This is a genomic window from Paenibacillus solanacearum (assembly GCF_910593845.1).
Lineage (GTDB): Bacteria > Bacillota > Bacilli > Paenibacillales > NBRC-103111 > Paenibacillus_G > Paenibacillus_G solanacearum.
In genome coordinates this window covers 43,802-62,488 of the sequence record NZ_CAJVAS010000027.1, presented here as the reverse complement: position 1 = coordinate 62,488, position 18,687 = coordinate 43,802, and the positions used below count along the sequence as shown (strand labels likewise).

Annotated in this window: 13 protein-coding genes; 5 read left to right on the top strand and 8 right to left on the bottom strand. The window is 58.8% G+C overall.

The window, feature by feature from the left end:
• Positions 1-55: 55 nt before the first annotated feature.
• Positions 56-892 carry a helix-turn-helix transcriptional regulator gene (locus KXG62_RS23290; RefSeq protein ID WP_218094418.1) on the bottom strand — a complete coding sequence of 279 codons (837 nt, stop codon included), beginning with the start codon at positions 890-892 and terminating at the stop codon, positions 56-58.
• A 198-nt stretch (positions 893-1,090) separates the two neighbouring features.
• Between KXG62_RS23290 and KXG62_RS23285 the strand changes: the two genes are divergently transcribed.
• From KXG62_RS23285 to KXG62_RS23275, 3 genes are all read left to right on the top strand, one after another.
• Positions 1,091-2,476 carry an MFS transporter gene (locus KXG62_RS23285; protein WP_246627605.1) on the top strand — a complete coding sequence of 462 codons (1,386 nt, stop codon included), beginning with the start codon at positions 1,091-1,093 and terminating at the stop codon, positions 2,474-2,476.
• 187 nt (positions 2,477-2,663) lie between these two features.
• Positions 2,664-3,323 carry a response regulator transcription factor gene (locus KXG62_RS23280; RefSeq protein ID WP_218094417.1) on the top strand — a complete coding sequence of 220 codons (660 nt, stop codon included), beginning with the start codon at positions 2,664-2,666 and terminating at the stop codon, positions 3,321-3,323.
• A 333-nt stretch (positions 3,324-3,656) separates the two neighbouring features.
• Positions 3,657-7,307 (top strand): glycoside hydrolase family 44 protein, encoded by a 3,651-nt coding sequence (locus KXG62_RS23275; RefSeq protein ID WP_218094416.1) that lies wholly within the window; start codon positions 3,657-3,659, stop codon positions 7,305-7,307.
• A gap of 145 nt (positions 7,308-7,452) precedes the next feature.
• Here the strand turns inward: KXG62_RS23275 and KXG62_RS23270 are convergent, their stop codons facing one another.
• The 3 genes from KXG62_RS23270 to KXG62_RS23260 are packed head-to-tail and all read right to left on the bottom strand — an operon-like array spanning position 7,453 to position 12,042.
• The gene (locus KXG62_RS23270; protein ID WP_218094415.1) at positions 7,453-9,171 is read right to left on the bottom strand and encodes an extracellular solute-binding protein; all 1,719 of its coding nucleotides are present in this window, start codon (positions 9,169-9,171) and stop codon (positions 7,453-7,455) included.
• Complete coding sequence (locus tag KXG62_RS23265) at positions 9,168-10,310, bottom strand: response regulator (RefSeq protein ID WP_218094414.1); 1,143 nt, start codon at positions 10,308-10,310, stop codon at positions 9,168-9,170. The genes KXG62_RS23270 and KXG62_RS23265 overlap by 4 nt, the downstream gene beginning before the upstream one ends.
• Positions 10,297-12,042 (bottom strand): sensor histidine kinase, encoded by a 1,746-nt coding sequence (locus KXG62_RS23260; RefSeq protein ID WP_218094413.1) that lies wholly within the window; start codon positions 12,040-12,042, stop codon positions 10,297-10,299. Before KXG62_RS23260 ends, KXG62_RS23265 begins: the two co-directional genes overlap by 14 nt.
• Before the next feature lie 239 nt (positions 12,043-12,281).
• Here KXG62_RS23260 and KXG62_RS23255 point away from each other — a divergent pair, with 239 nt between their 5' ends.
• Entirely contained in the window at positions 12,282-13,283 is a 1,002-nt protein-coding gene (locus tag KXG62_RS23255) for a serine hydrolase domain-containing protein (RefSeq protein ID WP_218094412.1), read from the top strand.
• 141 nt (positions 13,284-13,424) lie between these two features.
• On the opposite strand, the gene KXG62_RS23250 is transcribed toward KXG62_RS23255, so the two are convergent.
• Both KXG62_RS23250 and KXG62_RS23245 read right to left on the bottom strand, forming a co-directional pair.
• Positions 13,425-14,021, bottom strand: coding sequence for a TetR/AcrR family transcriptional regulator (locus tag KXG62_RS23250; protein WP_218094411.1), 597 nt, complete (start codon positions 14,019-14,021; stop codon positions 13,425-13,427).
• An 88-nt stretch (positions 14,022-14,109) separates the two neighbouring features.
• Positions 14,110-15,579, bottom strand: coding sequence for an FAD-dependent oxidoreductase (locus tag KXG62_RS23245; RefSeq protein WP_218094410.1), 1,470 nt, complete (start codon positions 15,577-15,579; stop codon positions 14,110-14,112).
• A 515-nt stretch (positions 15,580-16,094) separates the two neighbouring features.
• Between KXG62_RS23245 and KXG62_RS23240 the strand changes: the two genes are divergently transcribed.
• Positions 16,095-16,910, top strand: coding sequence for a DUF2935 domain-containing protein (locus KXG62_RS23240; protein ID WP_218094409.1), 816 nt, complete (start codon positions 16,095-16,097; stop codon positions 16,908-16,910).
• Positions 16,911-17,159: 249 nt separating this feature from the next.
• On the opposite strand, the gene KXG62_RS23235 is transcribed toward KXG62_RS23240, so the two are convergent.
• Positions 17,160-18,062 carry an SDR family oxidoreductase gene (locus KXG62_RS23235; RefSeq protein WP_218094408.1) on the bottom strand — a complete coding sequence of 301 codons (903 nt, stop codon included), beginning with the start codon at positions 18,060-18,062 and terminating at the stop codon, positions 17,160-17,162.
• 167 nt (positions 18,063-18,229) lie between these two features.
• The gene (locus tag KXG62_RS23230) at positions 18,230-18,685 is read right to left on the bottom strand and encodes a MarR family winged helix-turn-helix transcriptional regulator (protein WP_218094407.1); all 456 of its coding nucleotides are present in this window, start codon (positions 18,683-18,685) and stop codon (positions 18,230-18,232) included.
• Positions 18,686-18,687 lie beyond the last annotated feature (2 nt).

Below are 18,687 nucleotides of genomic sequence, written 5' to 3'. Positions count from 1 at the left end.
TTGTGTGCAGATCGGTTTCCATCTCATGTGAACATTTCGGAGCACCCGCCGCCGCTTATTCGGCCAAAAGCGCTCTGACCTTGGCCGCCGTATCGTCGTTCGACGGCACATTGACCGTCACCGTCAAATGCGGGGCATCCGATACCAGAAATGAAATTTGGTCAAATACGAGCCGCCCAACGGCCGGGTGATCGTTGATCTTCTTCCCTTCGGGGCCGCTCAGCACATCATGCTGCGGCCACCACGCCCTGAATTCCGCGCTCGCCTCGCTCAATTCCGCAATGAAGCCCATCCACCAGGGATCGCCGGCGAACTTCCCGTAAGCGGCGCGAAAGTGCGCCAGCCGATGCCTCGCATGCGCCTCCCAATGCTCGCGCAGCAGCAGTCGGACAGCCGGCGAGGTGAACGTCCGCCACACCGAATTGCGCTCGCGCGGCGACAACGTCTCATAGTCGCCGTATATTTTGTTTGCCGCCTCGTTCCATGCGACGATATGGAGCCGTTCGTCAGTCACGTATGCGGGACTGGTCCCCTGCAGATCGAGGAAACGCTGCAGCGTCGGCGCAATGCCGCTTCCGGTTGGAGCCGGATCGGCCGGGAGCTGCTGCAGCGCAAGCAAAAACAAATGCTTGCGCTCGTTCATGTCCAGTTGAAGCGCACGCGCGACGCTTTCCAGCACTTGCGGGGACACCTGAATGTCCCGCGCCTGCTCCAGCCAAGTATACCAATCGACGCTGACGCCTGCGAGCAGAGCGACTTCCCCGCGCCGCAGCCCGGGCGTGCGCCGCCGTCCGCCGCCGGGCAGTCCCGCCTGCTCGGGCGCGATACGAGCGCGCCGCGTCCGCAAAAACTGCGCCAGCTCTTGAAGTCTCTGCTGACGTGATGATTCCATAGCTCATGCCCCGTTTCCTGTTCCTGCGTTCTCGTCTCCTAATCCGCATCCCCCATTCCGCGTTCCGCGTTCGTAGGAGAACGACTCCCAGGATAAACCGTCATCTTATATCCGTATACGAACCATTATACACTTTCCGTAAGCGGGTCGGCGCTTCAAGAAACGAATCAACCGTATTACGGAAAGGGGACATCGTCATTGGAAAAACAGCTGCCTCTGGCAGCATACTCGGCAGCCGGACGCTCCAGAGCGTTTCTGCTGCTCGGACTATCGCTCGGCTACTTCATGGTCTTGCTCGACACGACGGTCGTGGGTGTCGCGCTGCCGTCCATCCGCGCCGATCTGGGCGGCGGAATGGACGGTCTGCAGTGGGTCGTCAACGCCTATACGATTGTATTCGCCGGACTGCTGCTGTCGATGGGCGCCTTGTCCGACAAGCTGGGAGCCCGCCGCATCTATATCGCCGGCCTCTTCGTCTTTCTGGCCGCTTCGGCCCTGACCGCGGCCGCCTCATCACTCGGCATGCTCATCGCCATGCGCGCCGCTCTCGGCGTCGGAGGTGCAGCCTTGCTGCCCTCCTCCCTCGCCCTGATCGCCCACGCGTATCCCGAACCGGCGGCGCGCGCCCGGGCGCTCGGCGTATGGGCGGCGGTGACCGGCGCAGCGATGGCCGCGGGGCCGGTGGTCGGCGGCGCGCTCGTCGATACGCTCGGCTGGCGCAGCATTTTCCTGCTCCAGGTGCCGCTCGCCGTCATCAGCTGGGCCTTGACTTCGCGGCTCGCGCGCGAGCCGGAACGCAAGCCGCAGCAACGCCTGGACCCGATCGGTCAGGTGACGGCATTTGCCGCGATCGCTTCGTTATCGTTCGCGCTGATGGAAGGCGATTCCTACGGCTGGCACTCGCCGGTCATTATCTCCGCATTCGGTATAGCGCTGCTCTGCGCCGCCATCTTCCTTCTCGCACAAGCCAGAGGAAGGTCGCCGCTGCTGCCGCTGAAGATGTTCAGGAGCGCAACCATTTCCGCCGGGATGCTCGCCGGCATGGCGATTAACATCGGGCTGTCGGGCATCTTGTTCGTGCTTCCATTATATTTGCAGCAGGTCCGGGCATGGCCCGCCCATATCGCCGGTCTGGCATTGCTGCCGTTGACGGTTCCGCTCGCCTTCAATCCGCTCGTAACCGGACGAATCGTCGCCCGTATCGGGCCGAAGCTGCCGATGACCGTCGGATTTGCCCTAAGCGCGCTCGGCGTGCTGCTGCAGGCGTGGACTTCGCCGGATTCGAGCTATGCGCTTACGTTCGCCGGGCTTCTACTGGTCGGATTCGGCGTATCCTGCGCGATTCCGTCCTTAATCGCCGCGGTCATCGCTGCGGTGCCGAAGGATCAGACCGGAGCGGCATCCGGGGCGTTGAATTCCATCCGGCAGCTTGGCGCCACGATCGGCGTCGCCCTGTTCGGCTCCATGGTCGGCGCCGGCCCGACGTTCATGGACGGGATGCAGCGGTCGCTCATCCTGACGGCGGCCATCCTGTGCGTCGGAGCCGGCCTGTCGTTCGCGCTGATCGGCGCGAGGAGGCGTTGATCCGCGCCGGTGCCGCGATACGGGCTGCATCCTTTTATAGAACGGTGAGATGCCATTTCCTGCACCTATTATGACTTGTCACGACCCAGCTCCATGATCGGTCATGAAGTTCTGCGAATCGTTGTGGAAACGCGATTTTTCACGTTATACTATACACAAAGTCGACACATGAACCGGAGTGGATACGATGATCAAAGTGCTGATGGCGGACGACCATACGTTAATGCGGGACGGACTGGAAACGATCCTGAATCTCGAACACGATATCGAAGTCGTCGGGTCGGCCCGAACGGGCGACGAAGCGCTCGAAATGACGGAACGGCTGCGGCCGCATATTGTGCTGATGGATATCCAGATGCCCGGCATGAGCGGCATTGCTTGTACGAAGCGGATCAAGGAGCTTTATCCCGACGTCCAGGTGCTGATCCTGACGACCTTCGCCGAGGAAGAATACATCATCGACGCGTTTGCTTCAGGCGCCACCGGCTTCCTGCTGAAGGACATGTCCGGCGATAAGCTGACGCAATCGATCCGCGATGCGCTGGCAGGGCAGTTTATTCTGCCCTCCGCGATCGCCGTCAAGCTTGTCTCCCGGCTGGCCGCCGCCACGACGGGAAGGCATCCGCTGGACAAGGTGCTCCGCAAGTCGGCCAGCGCCCATCTGACCGACAAAGAGACGCGCGTAGCCCAGCTTATGCTGGAAGGAGCCAGCAATAAGGAAATCGCCGAACGGTTATTCATGAGCGAAGGCACGGCCAAAAACTACGTCAGCGCGATCTATAACAAAATCGGCACGAACGACCGGACCATCGCGGTCATGACGCTGCGCGGCATGCTGGGGGAATAGCCGATCCAGGAACCTGCGCTGCCCCCGCCTGCTCTCTTGCAGCCCAACCGATAGTTCGAACAGCTCCGCGCCCCTCCAGACGCAGAATGCGGACGGTCGCCTCGCCAAGCAGAAAAACACATCGTGCGGACGGCCTGATATTGCCCAGCCCTCCGCTTCCCGCTCCAAACACATCCTTCGACGCAAACCATGACTGGTCATCGACAAATGATGACGCCGTCACCTCCCGAATTAAGACTTACGGAACTGTCGATCTCCCCCCCAAAAGCCCGATGATGAGTAATGTCATTCGGTTTTCATTTTTTGGATACTTATCGGGGGTGTGAGTTTACTATGGCATGGAGCCAACGCGCCGTTCGCGCATCGTTACGAAGCGCAGCGGCATTTGCTTTATCCGCTCTGCTAGCCTGCACGAGTGTGTTCCCATCCGGCTTCGCAGCAAAGGCGCGGGCGGAGGATTCTAGCGCCAAGCTGGTGGTGTACGACGATCAGCTGCGCAACGGATTCCAGGATTACAGCTGGGCGGCGGTCAATACGCGCCAAACGAAAATTACGCACAGCGGGCCGTACGCGATTCAGATGAATCCGAGCAACCACGGCGGCTTGTACTTGTACAAGGACCGCGTCGTGCAGGTCTCGGACTACGGCATGCTCGAGTTCTGGGTGCATGGAGGCTCCGAAGGGGGACAGCAGCTGCGCCTCGTGCTGAACGCCGGTGGGCAGCAGGTGGCCGAGATGTCGCTGAATCAAATGCTGCCGCAAGGCAAACCGGCGGCCAGCAGCTGGCAAAAGGCGACACTGAACTTAACCGCGCTGAATCTGCCCTACGGCATGTTCGACGGCATTTTGCTGCAGGATAGCAGCGGTACGGAGCAGCCCGCCATTTATTTTGACGATATCTCACTGATCAAGGACCAGCAGGTTCGAGTGTCGAGCCTGTCGGTGATGCCGGAGTCGGTCACGATGAACCAAGGCGACAGCTCCTCGCTTCAAGCGGAGGCGCGGTACAGCGACGGCGACCTGCGCGGCGTCAACGCTTATGCGCAGTGGAGCTCGAGTAACCCGCAAGCTGTGACCGTGGAACCGGGCGGGGCGCTGCGCGCCGTCGGCGCGGGCGCCTCCGTGGTGAGCGCGACCTACCAGGGCTTCTCGGATACAGTCAGCGTCACAGTGCGTTCCGCCGACCCGGGCCCACAGCAGCCGCCCGGACAGGAGCCGCTTCCCGAAGTGAAAGGCATCGTCGTCTATGACGACAAGCTGCAGTCCCCGTTCCAGGATTACAGCTGGGCGCAGCATGATGTGGCCCATGGCGGAACGGTTCATACCGGGGCGAAAGCCATTCAGATGGACCCGAGCGGAGAAGGCGGGCTGTACTTATACAAAGGCGACGGCGCGGTGCTGGTCAAGGATCACGACCGGCTCGAGTTCTGGATTCACGGCGGCGCGCAGGGCGGGCAGCAGTTGAATCTGAGCTTCAATTCCGGGGGCGTGTCCGTCGCAACCGTCAGCGTGTCCGACATTACGTACGGAGGGGCTATCCCGGCGGGCGCATGGGCTAGAGCCTATGTCTCTCTGCCGGAGCTGAATTTGCCCGGCGGCATCTTCGACGGCATCCTGATCCGCGGGGCGACCGCCGGCTCGCAGCCGCCCGTCTATATCGACGACGTGCACCTGCTGGAGAAATATATCGCGCCTCCGACCTTGCTGGAGCTGCTGCTCGACAAGTACGAGTCGATTTTGCTCCCCGGCGATAAAGGCGCACTGGAGCTGACGGCCAATTATTCCGACAGCACCTCCAAAGCGGTGCAGGCGGAAGCCAAGTGGACCACCAGCGATCCGGGCATTGCGACGGTCGAGCGCGGCGTCGTGACGGCCCAGCAGCAAGGCATCGCCAAAGTTACTGCCGAACTCGGCGGCAAGCACGTATCGGCCTATGTCCAGGTCACCGGCGTAACGCCTGTCCGCGTCTATGACGAAGGGCCCGCTGCCGAGTTCTCCGACTGGAGCTGGGGCACGCGCGATATGCACAGCACGAAGCAGGCCCATCAAGGAAAGCAATCGATCTCGTTCCGGGCCCGGGGCTACGAAGGCATCTGGCTGCACAATAACAACCGGCCTTACGAGCTGTCCGAGTTATACGGCGTGCAGCTGTGGCTGCATGGCGGCACAAGCGGCAAGCAGAAGCTCAAGCTGCTGCTGCTAAGCGACCGCAGCGTTGTCGGAGATTACGACCTTGCCCCGCTCCTACCTGCGGAAGGACTGCCGGCCGGCGCATGGACGCAGGTGACGGTAAAGCTCGCCGATATCGGCATCAGCAGCGAAACGTTCGACGGCGTCGGCTTGCAGGCTTGGGGTGAGCAGGATCAGGGTGAAATCTTCATCGACGATATTGCGCTGCTGCGCAATACGAATCCGGTGCCGCTGCCTGAGCCCGAGCTGCCGAAGGTGGCCGTGCAGGTCGATATGAACAGCGCCCGCCGTGCGGTCAGCCAGGAAATATTCGGCGTGAATTTCGAGGAAATGCCAGCCGAGAACGCATCGCAGATGAAATTTCCGATCAAGCGCTGGGGCGGCAATCAAATGACCCGCTACAACTGGGAGCTGGACGTCACCAACCGCGGCGGCGACTGGTACTTCCTCAACTTGACGAACGGCACGCCCGATCCGTCGCAGCTGCCTAACGGCTCGCTGTCCGACCGGTTCATCGCGCAGTCGATCGCCGATCAGACGAAAGTGCTGCTGCAGATGCCGACGATCGGCTGGACGCCGAAAAGCCGCGACGTCTCCTGGAGCTTCTCCATCGAGAAGTACGGCGCGCAAGCCGGCAACGAATGCGATTGGGGCGAGGCTTGGTGCCGCAAGGACGCGGGGAACGGCAAATTAAAGAGCGGCGAATACGTGACCGGCAACGATCCGGAAGACACGTCCAAACGGGTCGGGCCGGAATTTATCGGCCGCTGGGTCGATCACCTGAAGAGCCGATTCGGTTCCGCCGTCCGCTATTACGCGCTCGATAACGAGCCTGCGCTATGGGGTCACGCGCACTGGGACGTCCATCCGGAGATGACGACCTACGACGAGATTTGGAAGTATACGCAGGATTACGCGAAAGTGATCAAGGCCAAAGACCCGCAAGCGCAAATCTTCGGTCCGGTGTCATGGGGCTGGTGCGAATATTTCTACTCGGGCAAAGACGGCTGCTACCCGGGGGACGACATGAGGGCGCATGGCGACAAGCCATTCCTCGAGTGGTACTTGCAGCAGGTCAGCGATTATGAGCGCAAGACGGGCCAGCGCCTTGTCGACGTGCTCGATATTCACTATTACCCGGCAGAGGGCGGCATCGCCTTCTCCAACGACGAATCGACCGAGACGTACAAACGCAGAATGAAATCGCTCAAGTCGCTGTACGATCCTACATTCCAGGACCCGTCCTCGTGGATTCAGGAGCCGGTGCGGCTCATCCCGCGGATGAGAGAGCTGATCGACCAAAACGCGCCGGGAATGCGGCTCGCGATCACCGAATACAACTTCGGCGACGGCGGCGGGATCGGCAGCGGACTGGCGCAGGCGGAAGCGCTCGCTCTGTTCGCCCGCGAAGGCGTCGACGTGGCGACCCGCTGGGGCGGATTGCCGGCAAACACGCCGCTGGAGGACGCATTCAAGCTGTACGTGAACTACGATGGCAAAGGCAGCCGCATTGAAGGCGACATGGTGCAAACGGTCAGTTCCAACCTCGACGCGGTAGGCGCCTATACCGTGCAAGCCGCAGGCGGAACCGTCTATACGCTGCTGTTCAATAAAGACGCCGCTCCACGCGTCGCGGAAATCGCCTCGAACGGCGACCTGTCCGGCAGCCACGAGCTGTACCGCTTCGACGGCAGGCAGCGTCTGAAATTCGAGCAGCACGTCCAAGGCACGCAGAACGGTCTGTCCGTCAAGCTGCCGCCGCGATCGGCTACGCTTATCGTGAGCAAGCGGTAGCACAAGCAAGCCTCCGTTTGGTGAATCGCAGCAAAGCGGCCGCCAATGGCATATGGCCGGAGACGGCGAATGAGTACAGTCCTTCGCCAAACAGATGATAGCAAAAACAGCCTGCCGACCTTAAGCGTCTGCAGGCTGTCTTTTGTCATGGGGCGAGTGTCGGACCTTCCCGGTGCGGCGGCTCCCCCTTCCTCTCCGTTTCCTTGTACCAGCGGTTGACTTCCTCCGTCACGACATCCCCGCCTGCCTTGTGCCACTGCTTGACGAAGGCGTCGAACGTATCGGCGGGCTCCTTGCCGTAGACGATCTTCAGGAAAGCTTCCTTCTCCAGCTTTTTCAGCAGCGGCCATTTGCTCTTCATCGCCCCGGTATTCGGCCCGACATATTCATCCTTTTGCGCATAGGCCGCCTGTATGTCGCTGACGAGCAGCCCTTCCAGATACGTGCGGGAATACGTCGAAGCGAGCTTTTTTTCGTACGGCGACTTGACCTGCCCCTGGAACACCCGGCGCTCGATGCTGTCGCCCTGAATGACGTTCGGCGGCGCGCTCCCCGGCGCCACCATCAAAAAGTTGGCGATGCCCGTATCGGCTCCCGTGAAGTCGTAAACCGGCTCGCCGTCCTTCATGATATAGTCGTAACCTTCCGCATATCCGTGGACGAAATCCGAGTTCGGATCTTCCGTCAGCGCCCCGTATACTTTATCCCAATACAAGAAGATGGCGTCCATGCGGCTGAAGCCGCTGCGGAATATATAGCTGCCGTAGGACAGCTTGGTGCCCATTCTGCCGATTCTGCCATCCGGCCCCGCCGGGAAAGGCAGGGGCTTTACGACCGCGCCCGGCACTTGCCGCGGCGTATCGTCGAGCGGCCAGCCGCCCATCCAGCCCGGTCCGGCAATGATGCCGGCATGCCCCTTCACGAACATCGCCGCCGCCTGCTGCTCGTCGTGCAGACCGAAGTCTTTATCGATGTATCCTTTGCCGTACCAATCGCTCAGCCGGCGCAGGGCGGTTTTGATTTCGGGCTGGACCGAACCATAGGCGAGCGAGCCGTCACTCATCCGGTTCCATTGATACGGCTGATTGCCGTAAGCGCCGTACAGGAAGCTGACGTTCCCCATCCACGCGTTGAGGCTGTTTTTGCCGGCGAATGCGAGCGCAACCGTATCGTTCATCCCGTTACCGTCAGGATCGCCGTTCGTGAACGCGTCCATGACCGCCTCCAGCTCCTCGAGCGTCGCCGGGGCGTTCAAGCCCAGCTTGTCGAGCCAGTCTTGACGAATCCACATGATGGGGTCCCCGACTTTCCCATCGGAAATTTGCGGCAGCCCCCACCGCTTCCCGTTATAGGTCACCGTCTTCCAGACGTCGGGATTTTTCTCGTACGCTTCCTTGACCCGCGGCGTCGCATAGCGCTCGAAAGCTTCGCCGATATCCATAATTTTGCCGGAGTCGACCATCTCCTCCAGCAGATCCGGCAAATCGTGGTTCGTCACGAACAGCACGTCCGGCAGCTCGTCTCCGCCGCTGAGCGCAAGCCGGATCTTGGTGGCCAGCGCTTCGTTCTGGTCCGCCACAATCCATTTGTTCTGCTGAATAATGCCGAGCCGGTCTTTGGCCCAACGGGTAATCGGGTTGTTGTCGATCGTGTCGCCGTTCTTGAGCGTATCGGAATCGCGAAGCGCCTTGGCCGTCGTGATAACGACCGGCGGATCAAGCTTCTCCTGCCCGCTTCGCACGTCCACGCCTGCGGCCGCCGGCTGCGGCTCCCTGCTCGCCGCCGGACGTTCTTCCTTGCAGCCGGCGGCGAGCAGACACAAAGCCAGCGCTGCCGCTCCCGCCCGGATCGGTCTATGCCTCATGTCCGGACCGCTTCCTTCCGCTGGCCGGGCGGCAGCCACAGCATCAGCCGTGTCCCCGGTGGCGTATCGGTCGAGGCGATCTGCAGCGTGCCGCCCAGCTTGCGCACCCGCTCCTCCATCGCCTTCATACCGAAGCCCGGGCGGTCCGCGCTGTACGGCGCGCCGTCGTTCCATAACATAAAGTGCAGCCCGCCGCCTGCATCCGGATACAGCTCGAACTCAAACCGGGCAGCGCCGCCGTGGCGAATCCCGTTCGTCAGTCCCTCCTGGAGCGCATGGCAAATCGCCTTGCTGCGCGGCGGGTCTGTCGGTGGCAGTGCTTCGATGCGGCTGGCGATGCTGACGTCAGCCGCTTTCTCCGTCGCCCGGATCAGATGAAGCAGCGCATGCTTCAGATCGGTCTCCGTTCCGGTGTCGGCCGACTTGATTTTCCATACGGCTTCCCGGATATCATCCAGGCTTTTGCGCACGAGCTCCTGCGAAAACGCAAGCCGCTTAAGCCCCTCCTGCTCGTTATGAACCAGCAGTCGTTTGGCCGCTTCGATCTGCACGAGCGTGGTCGTCAGCGTATGTCCGACCAGATCGTGAATATCGGCCGCAATCCGGCTGCGCTCCTCCCGCATGGACGATTCGGCGAGCGCTTTTTCCACCAGCAGGTCCGCTTGCATCTGCTCCAGCATCGTGCGCAGCTCCGCATCGGCTTGCTCCAGCTCCCGCTTCTTCGCCAGCTGCGCCCGGCGGCGCTGCACGATCCGGTCCAGCGAGACGGCCAGCGCCTCGTCCCGCACCGGCTTCATCAAATAATCGACCGCCTGCAGCTCGATCGCCCGCTTCGCGTATTCGAATTCGGCATAGCCGGTAATCAGGATGCACTCGATGTCCGCATGCCGCGCTTTTGCCTGCTCGATGAGATCGAGCCCGGACATGCCCGGCATTCGAATATCCGTCAATAAGATATCGATGTCATGCTGCTCGATCAGCTTCAAGGCGTCCGTCCCGGAATACGCTTTATAAATGCGGGTCACCTCGTATTGCTCCCAGGGCGTGGTCGTCGCCAGGCTCTCTACCAAGTGCTTATGGTCATCCGCGATCAATATCGAGAACATACGTTTCTCCGATCCTCCTTTATTCCTGTCCATGAACGGGCGCCTCCCGCTTCAACCACTGCAGCGTAACCCGCAGCCCTCCCGAGTCGGCCGACTCGACGATCATGCCCGCGCCTTCGCCAAAATGGTAGCGCAGCCGCATATGCACGTTCCACAGCCCGCAGCTGCGCGGGGGAAGCTCAGGCCTCTCAAGCCGTTCCCGCAGCGTTTCCAGCTCGGAAGGCGACATCCCGACCCCGTCGTCCTCGACGATGATGCGGCGCCAGCCCTGTTCTTCTTCTCCGCTGATGCGAATGATTCCGTCTTCCGGCTTGGGCTCAAGGCCGTGTACGATCGCATTCTCCACAATCGGCTGGATCAACAGCCGCGGGATCGTCTCGTGCAGCAGCGGTTCCGGCATCTGCGTTTCGCAGCGGATCTTGCCCAGCTGCCAGTTCATGACTTCCGCGTACGACGTCACGAATGCAAGCTCGTCGCGGACGGTCGTGATCATCCGGTCGTTGCGCGTCGTATACCTGTAGTAGTCGGCCAAACTGTGCGCCATGGAGACGATCGGCTGCGTCCGCTCCATCTTGGCCATGCTGACGATGAATGCGAGGCTGTTGTACAGAAAATGCGGGTTGATCTGGGATTGAAGCTGCTTCATCGACGCTTCCTTCGCGCGAATGTCGCTCAAATACACTTTCTCGATCAAATGCTGAATTTGTGCGGCCATTTCGTTAAACTGCGTTACGAGCAGCTGAAAATCGCGATTTTGCTTGGCGGTGATTCGGGTGGACAACTCGCCCTTTTTAATTTGGAATGCGCTTTGCGCAAGCGAACGGATCGGCACCTGCACATGAACATACAGGAGAAAGGCGGCAATGACGCCGAACAGCAGCAGCAGACCGGAGGTCAAATAAAACAGATGCTTGCTCCGGGTCACCGGGGCAAGGATATCTTCGAGCGGCACATAGTCGACGAGCGTCCACCCCAATTTGTCCGAGGTCAGCGCGTAGATGAGGTACTGTTTGCCGTGAAGCCGGACGACGCTCTGTCTGGGATTCGGCCCGTCCAAGCCGGCCGCGCTCGACTGGATGATTTCCCGTACCATCGGTTCGTCGGACGAGGAATTCAGCACATATTCCCCCGATGCCTTGTAGAAGAACGGGTCGTTATTGCCCTTGGTCTTGAAGCTGTCGAGCAGCTGCGTAATATTGTCTTCCATCAGGTCGACCTCGACGATGATCGAGGACTTGCTCAGATCGGCGGCGGTGGCGGCGGACGGCCCTACGAAATAACGGGTAAACACGCGCCGGGCTATGCCGCTGACCTGCACGTTCCGCAGCGTCCAGCCCGTTCCCTGGCGCAGCTGGCCGGCCAGCTCCTCCTTGTGATAGGCAATGGGGGTCTGGGAGGAAACCGCGAGCTCCAAGGCGGGAAAATAGACGCTGATGCGGTTCATCCATGAAGTGGACAAGCTGAACAGCCCCAGCTTGCGCTCGATCGTTCCGATCATGAGCGAATAATCGTACCCGTTCTCCGGTACGACCCCAGCTGCCAGCTCGACGAAGTCCGGGTCCTTCGTGACGATATTCGCATAGACGGACACCTGCTCCATCGTATCCTCAATGGCGTTCAAAAAATGAGACACCCGGTTCTGGTTGGCGATGTTGATCTGTTCCTCAACGACTTGCGTGCTTTGCTGATTCGAGTATAAATAGATGACGAAAATCGGGGCGATCAGGAAGAAAATCAACAGGATCACTTTGGTAATGAGATTCATAACGCACTCCGGTTTCAGAACGTTTAATCCCACTATAACCGATAATGTACGCGATGACGAGAGCCGAAACGGGAAAAATCGACGGAATTCGGAGAATTCAAGAAAGCGCTATCCTTTTCGCTGTTTCGCGCCGTACCGCTTGTGCCGCCTATCATTTTATATTCCAAAATGAGGAAATGTAATGTACAATGAAAGCGAACTCATGTTCCATATGATTGCGAAGAAGGGAAGGAAGCCGCGTGAGCCGTTTTAGCGCCTTAACCGAATATACCGAGCAGGTCCGGCAACGCATTGCCGCATCTGCCGCCGCGCTATGTATTATAAAAGACGACAACATCGTTCACGAATGGTATGCGGGGCATCATCATTTCCATAAAGGAGCGAGGAAAACCGGGGAGACCTCGCAGTTTAACGTCTATTCCACGAGAGTGACCTACGTCGGTCTGGCTGCTGCTATCGCTATCCATGACGGCTTGATTGGAAGCCTGGATGACCGTCTGAGCCAATACATGCCGGACGCGGACCAAGACGTGCTCGGCGATACCACCTTGCGGCATCTCCTGACGCGCACCACCGGATTGCAATTCAAAGGGACGCAGGCGGTACGCAGATTCCCCTCAGGTACGGCACTCGAAGGAAAAAAGCCGGAAATTGTCGCCGCCGTTATTAAGCAGGCAACCGGCAGAACGGTTGCCGACATCATTGCCGAACGGGTGCTGAGGCCGCTGCGCCTGACGCAGACGGAGTGGCGGACGGAGGGGAAAGAGACGCTCGTATGCGACATTACCGCTCCCGACGCCTACCCGACGCTGCGGCTGGAGTCGGATGAGGGCAGCGACCGCAATTTGTATGTGAGCGCGCGCGAGCTCGCCCTCTGGGGGAATTTGCACCTGAATCGCGGGATGTTCGAAGGAAGACAGGTCGTGCCGCAGGAAGCGATCGATCTGGCCGTGACCGTCCAGACCCCGCCGTCGCTGCCGGACCATTTGCCCCGGCTCGGTCTGTTCTGGTGGGTTCAGCATCCCCGCACAGAGCACAGCGAGATCGGCCCTCGCCTGCCGGAGCATACGTACCAGATTCTCGGGGCGTCGGGCTGCTCCTGCACGGTCATCCCGCAATATCGCGCGGTCGTCGTCCGCATGACGAACAGCCTCTGGACCTTCGGCGGGAAAAATCATTTCGACCACATCGCCGACATTCAGCATTTCGGCCATTTGGCCGAAGCCGCTTTGCGGGACTGACCCGATTGACGTGAGGCCGGGAGTGAGCGGCTCGTGTTCTCCAATGCGCCCGAATTCCAAGCGCGCGCGTTGCGGTGCTGCGCGGTAGTCGGTCTGTCGGGCCTGGCCGCCGCCGCACTGCGCGTGAAAACGACTGCCGCCTTACCGCGCGGCGACAAGCCGCAGAACCATATCGACGCTGGGCATCCGGTAGTCGTCGATCCCCTGCGCATTCAGCACCATCAGCCCGGACAGCACCGATAAATACGAGGAGATCAGCTCCTCCGGATCGCCCTGTACAATGTCGCCGGCCTGCTGCCCCTCGACAAACAACGGACGCAGCAAGGAAACGAACAGCTCCATAGAATACTGCTTCATCAGCTGCTTGACTTCGTCGGGGATGCCTTCGGACGTACGCGCCTGATGAATGAGCAGGAAATACGGGGCGCCGCCCTCATCGAGGATTTCATGGGTCAGCGCCCTGATTTTGTCCATCGGCGTGCCCTGCAGATCAAGCACCTCCCGCATCCCTTCTTGGGAGGCGATCATCGCCTCCCGCACCAGCGTCGTAAACAGCTCTTCCTTCGACTTGAAATAATGGTACAGCAAGCCATGGCTGATGCCGGCTTCCACGGCAATCATGCTCATTTTCGTCCCGATGATCCCCCGCCGGGCAAATACGTTCAGAGCGGCGCCCATAATTTGTTCCCTGCGTTCATCGCGAATCTGATGCAATTGTTCATCATTTAACGGAGCCACGGACTGTTCATCTCCTTTTCCTATGTTTCAGGCCTTTTGCCGCCTGTTGATCATGATCTATTTTATCGCACGGGCCGAGACGCGCCAATCAATGCGCCGACGCATACACTGCCGCGGAGAATTGAGGCACGATGCGATCCCAAGCGTCTTCCCACGAGCTGCCGTACTGCCGGGTAAGCTCCGCGAGCAGCGCCCTGCCTTCGTCCGTTGCACCCAGCACCGTGGACGCCATCTGCGGATTCAGTATTCTTTCCGGTGAGACCGACAGCGTGTTGACGGCCCAGTACAGGCCATACAGCTCCCAGCTCTGGGTCACGGTCGCGTGCTTCAAATACAAATCCATATATTGCTGCCCGAAAGTAATACCCTTTAACGGCTCGGAGCCCGCATATTGTACGCCGGTCCATTGGAGGTCGTTGGCGCAGTTCAACCACCAGGCCGGCTCGATCGTTTCCTGTATTTTTTGCAAAACGAGCCGTTCGAAACCGTCCGTGGACGCACGGTTCCGTTCGCTGAGGCACGACTCCAGCACCTCCGCTTCCATCGCCGCCACCGTCATCCCTTGACCGAAGATCGGATCGTAGATGCACAGCGCATCGCCCAGAACGAGCAAGCCGGACGGCCATTGCGGCATCCGTTCGTAACGGTGCCGGTACAGCTCCGGTACGCGGAATCCGCGGGGCGGCCCAAGCGGCTCGAGCTGCCGCAGGATGTCCGTAATGACTGGGTTCGGCAAACTCGCCACTGCCTGCTCGAACGCTTCCGCATCCGTAGGCGGGTAATGCCCGCCGGGACGGTACAGCAACATCTCAGCGACATGATTTTCGATGAACGAAAAGACGCCCGTGTAGGTTCCGCTTCCAGGCCGGCCGGCGATATTGATGACGTCCCATGTATCCGCCACATGCCGCAATTCGGAAGGAACCTTATAGCGGCGGGTGCTGTACCCGAGATTCACCTTGAGCAAGTCCGGATCAGGGACGTCATAGCCGAGCGACTCCAGCCATTGGGGCAGCCGGGAGTGGCGCCCGCTCGTATCCACAACCATATCCCCTGCGATTGCCTGCCGCTCCGTTTTCCCGCGTTCCCGGACCTGAACCCCCGTAACCGCCGAACGGCCCGAGTCCGTTATGAGCTCAATCACGTCGTGATTGGAAAGAAGCCGAACTTGGGGCAGCCGCTTCACCCGCTGACGCAGCACCCATTCCAGCGCCGCCCGGCTGAATTTGATATCGTTGCGCTGATACGGCCCGGTAAAGCTACCGTATGCGTTCAGGTTCAGGACCGTCTTGTTCAGCGACGTCGGGGCTCCAAGCGCGAGCAGGTCGTTCTCATAGCCCGGAAACAACCGCTCCGTTATTTGCTTGCCGCGCATCGTGAACCGATGGGGATGGAACCCGTGCGGCGTACCCGCCCGGTCCGCGGGCCGATCGGGAAAGTGGTCTTTATCGATGATCAGAACTTCTTCATAATAATCAGAGAGCACGCGGGCCGTCAACAATCCGGCGATGCTCCCCCCAATAACAATGGCCTTGCCTTCTCTGCTTGCGTTGTTCATTGCAATCGCTCCTGTCTAATTATAGATTGATTAAGTCAGTCAATACAAGTATAAAAAAATTTTTCCATACTTCAGCTTCCTGATTGATCTTACCGCCAATCGGACATGGGCCGTTTTCAGCACCCGCTCCTCGAAGAAACCGAGAACGCCAAGCCAATATCCCTTCGCCGCAGCGGTCACACCTGATCATTACCCCTAGGGCCCGACTGACCAGACTGTCGCACTGCTGTGAACCGAATGTCATTATTCGATTGACTTGTTCAGTCAATATTAAAGTAAACCATTTCCGAACTGCTGTCAACTGATTTTTTTTGCGCGATATTTGTGCAAGAGCCTTGCTCTGTTTTGATAACCGTTTTATACCCTACCCTTGGGATACGCTCGCCTCTGCCTCACCGTTATTGCGCTATCGCATCCGTGTACAATCGCAACTTTATCAATAGGGTTGTGGCATTGGACAGCTTGAACTAAACATAACCATTTAAAGATACTAATTTCTTTTGGGGGGTTACCCGTTGAATGCTTTTGTAGCGCGTTCACTTGATGAAATTCGTTTCTGGTCGAGGATTATGAAAGAGCATTCCCTTTTTTTGAGGCTAGGATTTAGAAGTGAAGACACACAGTTAATTCAGGAAGCCAACGGATTTTACTCGCTTTTTGAGCAAATTGAAGCGAAATCGCATGCCTTTTCAGCGGCAACCGCTCCCGAGCAAATCAGGGCATTCAATGTAGAGGTGCATCAAGCGGCATCACATATTTGGGTCTTCAAGCGAACAGTACTTGGTTTGATTCTAACGTGTAAACTTCCCGGGGCTAACAATTTTCCACTGCTGGTCGACCACGTCAGCAGAGAAGCGAACTATTTCCGAAACCGTCTTTCAGAGCTTAATAACGGGCAGCTGGAGCCATTGGCCGATGCGATCATTGACGAGAACGTCTTCTTCTTGAAAATCATGGCTGATCATGCCAAATTCATCGGCCATTTGCTTGATCCATCTGAGCGAAAATTAGTCGACCAAGCGCGGGAATTTAGCCATGATTTCGATCAGCTGCTTTGGCAAGCTCAAGACTTAAGCTCCATGCGTCCCCAGTCGCAAACGCAGCCCTTATTAAGTCAATTTTTAGACCAGAACCGTGTTTCTGTAGCCAGTCTCCGTGATTTTAAAAAGACGGCCCGGGATCTTATTGAAGCTTGCCGTGTTAAGAGCATCATCCACCCTCTATTAGCTGACCACGTTTATCGAGAAGCAGAGCGATTCCTAGCTATTATCGATATGTTTGAAAACTGCTTAACGGGGAAAACAGCGGCAAATCAAAATGCGTGGCATTAAATGCCTTCCCCTCGAAAAGAGGATGAGGCGACTATTAATATATAAACGGGTACCCCTACTCTGGACACTTAGAAAAAAGGTGTTTAGCGTAGGGGTACCTTGACTTCTCCCCTAGGCTGGGTCCCCTTACTTCACACGGCCCATCCGGCTTGTGGGCCGCCGCCTCGTTACCTTGTGCCGCTCCAAGAGCTCATTTCGACGCTGTACAGCGGTCGGTCGAACCCCACATGAAGAGCCGCCGCGCCCTGCCTATATGATGTCGTCTCCTTCACCATACAATCCTTGCTCGCCGGCATAACGGCCCCAATGCGGCTTCCTGCCGTCGATATCTGCGAAGCCGTATTCGTCGGATAAGTCCCAGCTCGTCAGCCGCTTCCCCGACTTCAAGGAATAGTTCGGGTCAGCGGCGAGCGAGGCGATCGCCTGACCGATAAAATATGGCGTTTCCGATTGGAGAAAGTGCGGGTCGGTCTTGCCCGCTTCCTGCCAGTTCGATTCCGTCACGCCGAAATGGTCAAGCATTGCTTCGGAACGCAGAAAGCCGGGTGTAACCGCAACTGCCGTCACGCCGTCTTCGCTCAAGTCGGCAGCCATCGCTTCGGCGAGATGGATCGCCGATATTTTGGCCAAGCTGTAGTACAGATTGCCGCGGTAGCCATAGCCGGCGCCGTCCGTAATTTCAACGATCAGTCCCGATCGTCGCGCTGCCATGAGAGGAGCACCGTAATAGCTGGTGATCATGTGGGAATGGACGGCCCGCTGCTGCATCAGGAGGCCGTTGTGCAGATCATGACGCCAAAATTTGGCCCCCCATTCGGTCAGTGGATCGCCGCCCCAAACATCGTTGACGAGGATATCCAACTGACCCTCCTGTTCCTGCTTGATCGTGTCAAACAGCCGCTTCACTTCAGCTTCGACCGTATGGTCGACTCGCATGGCAATGCCCCGTCCCCCCTGACGGTCGACTCGCTCTGCGGTCTCTTCAATCGTCTCGGGCCGCCCCATGCCCGACAGCGCGCCCCGGACGCTGCGCCCGGTGACGTAGACGGTCGCGCCCGCGCGTCCGAGCATCTCGGCAATTCCCCTTCCGGCGCCGCGGGTCGCCCCCGCCACGACGGCGACTTTCCCTTCCAACGGTTTCCCTGGTTCCATATAGATCGACTCCTCTCTTCCTTACGACAGGAACAGTATACCCCGAATCTATGACAACCGTTGACCTGGATTCGGCAAGTCGGCCGCGGATAACAAAAAAAAAAAGACGCTCCGCAGTTCATACGGGCGTCTTCCTTATGCAATGCTATGAGTACGGCTCGAGCCGTTTAATCGCACAGCGATTCCGGATCATTCACGTGCTTCTCGAACTGCTCCGACAGCAGGTTCAGCGCCTGGATGATCGATCCGATCTGCTCCGGGGACAAATCCTTCAAGATTTTGCCGTAGTAATCGTCCGTGTACGAGTCGATCAAGCTCTTAAACTGGCCGACCTTCTCCGTCTTCCGGATCCATATCATCCGCCTGTCGGCCTGATCTCGGATCCGCTCGACGAAGCCGTCGCGTTCCAGCCGGTCTACGATGCCCGATACGGTACTGTAAGACAGCAGAAGCGCTTCGCTGAGCTGTCCGATCGTCTTCGGCTCGTTGTATATTTCGAAAATCGCCATAAGCTGAGGCTTGGTCAGGTCCAGGTCTTTCAAAAACTTGATTGCGGACGTTCGATACAATCGACTAAGCTTGCGAATGACCTTACTGATCTCTGAAGGTTGATCCACGCTCACAG

Coding starts and splice junctions, on each gene's coding strand:
- KXG62_RS23280 (WP_218094417.1), top strand. CDS start 2,664: ATGATCAAAGTGCTGATGGCGGACGACCATACGTTAATGCGGGACGGA.
- KXG62_RS23275 (WP_218094416.1), top strand. CDS start 3,657: ATGGCATGGAGCCAACGCGCCGTTCGCGCATCGTTACGAAGCGCAGCG.
- KXG62_RS23245 (WP_218094410.1), bottom strand. CDS start 15,579: ATGAACAACGCAAGCAGAGAAGGCAAGGCCATTGTTATTGGGGGGAGC.
- KXG62_RS23235 (WP_218094408.1), bottom strand. CDS start 18,062: ATGGAACCAGGGAAACCGTTGGAAGGGAAAGTCGCCGTCGTGGCGGGG.
- KXG62_RS23260 (WP_218094413.1), bottom strand. CDS start 12,042: ATGAATCTCATTACCAAAGTGATCCTGTTGATTTTCTTCCTGATCGCC.
- KXG62_RS23290 (WP_218094418.1), bottom strand. CDS start 892: ATGGAATCATCACGTCAGCAGAGACTTCAAGAGCTGGCGCAGTTTTTG.
- KXG62_RS23265 (WP_218094414.1), bottom strand. CDS start 10,310: ATGGACAGGAATAAAGGAGGATCGGAGAAACGTATGTTCTCGATATTG.
- KXG62_RS23270 (WP_218094415.1), bottom strand. CDS start 9,171: ATGAGGCATAGACCGATCCGGGCGGGAGCGGCAGCGCTGGCTTTGTGT.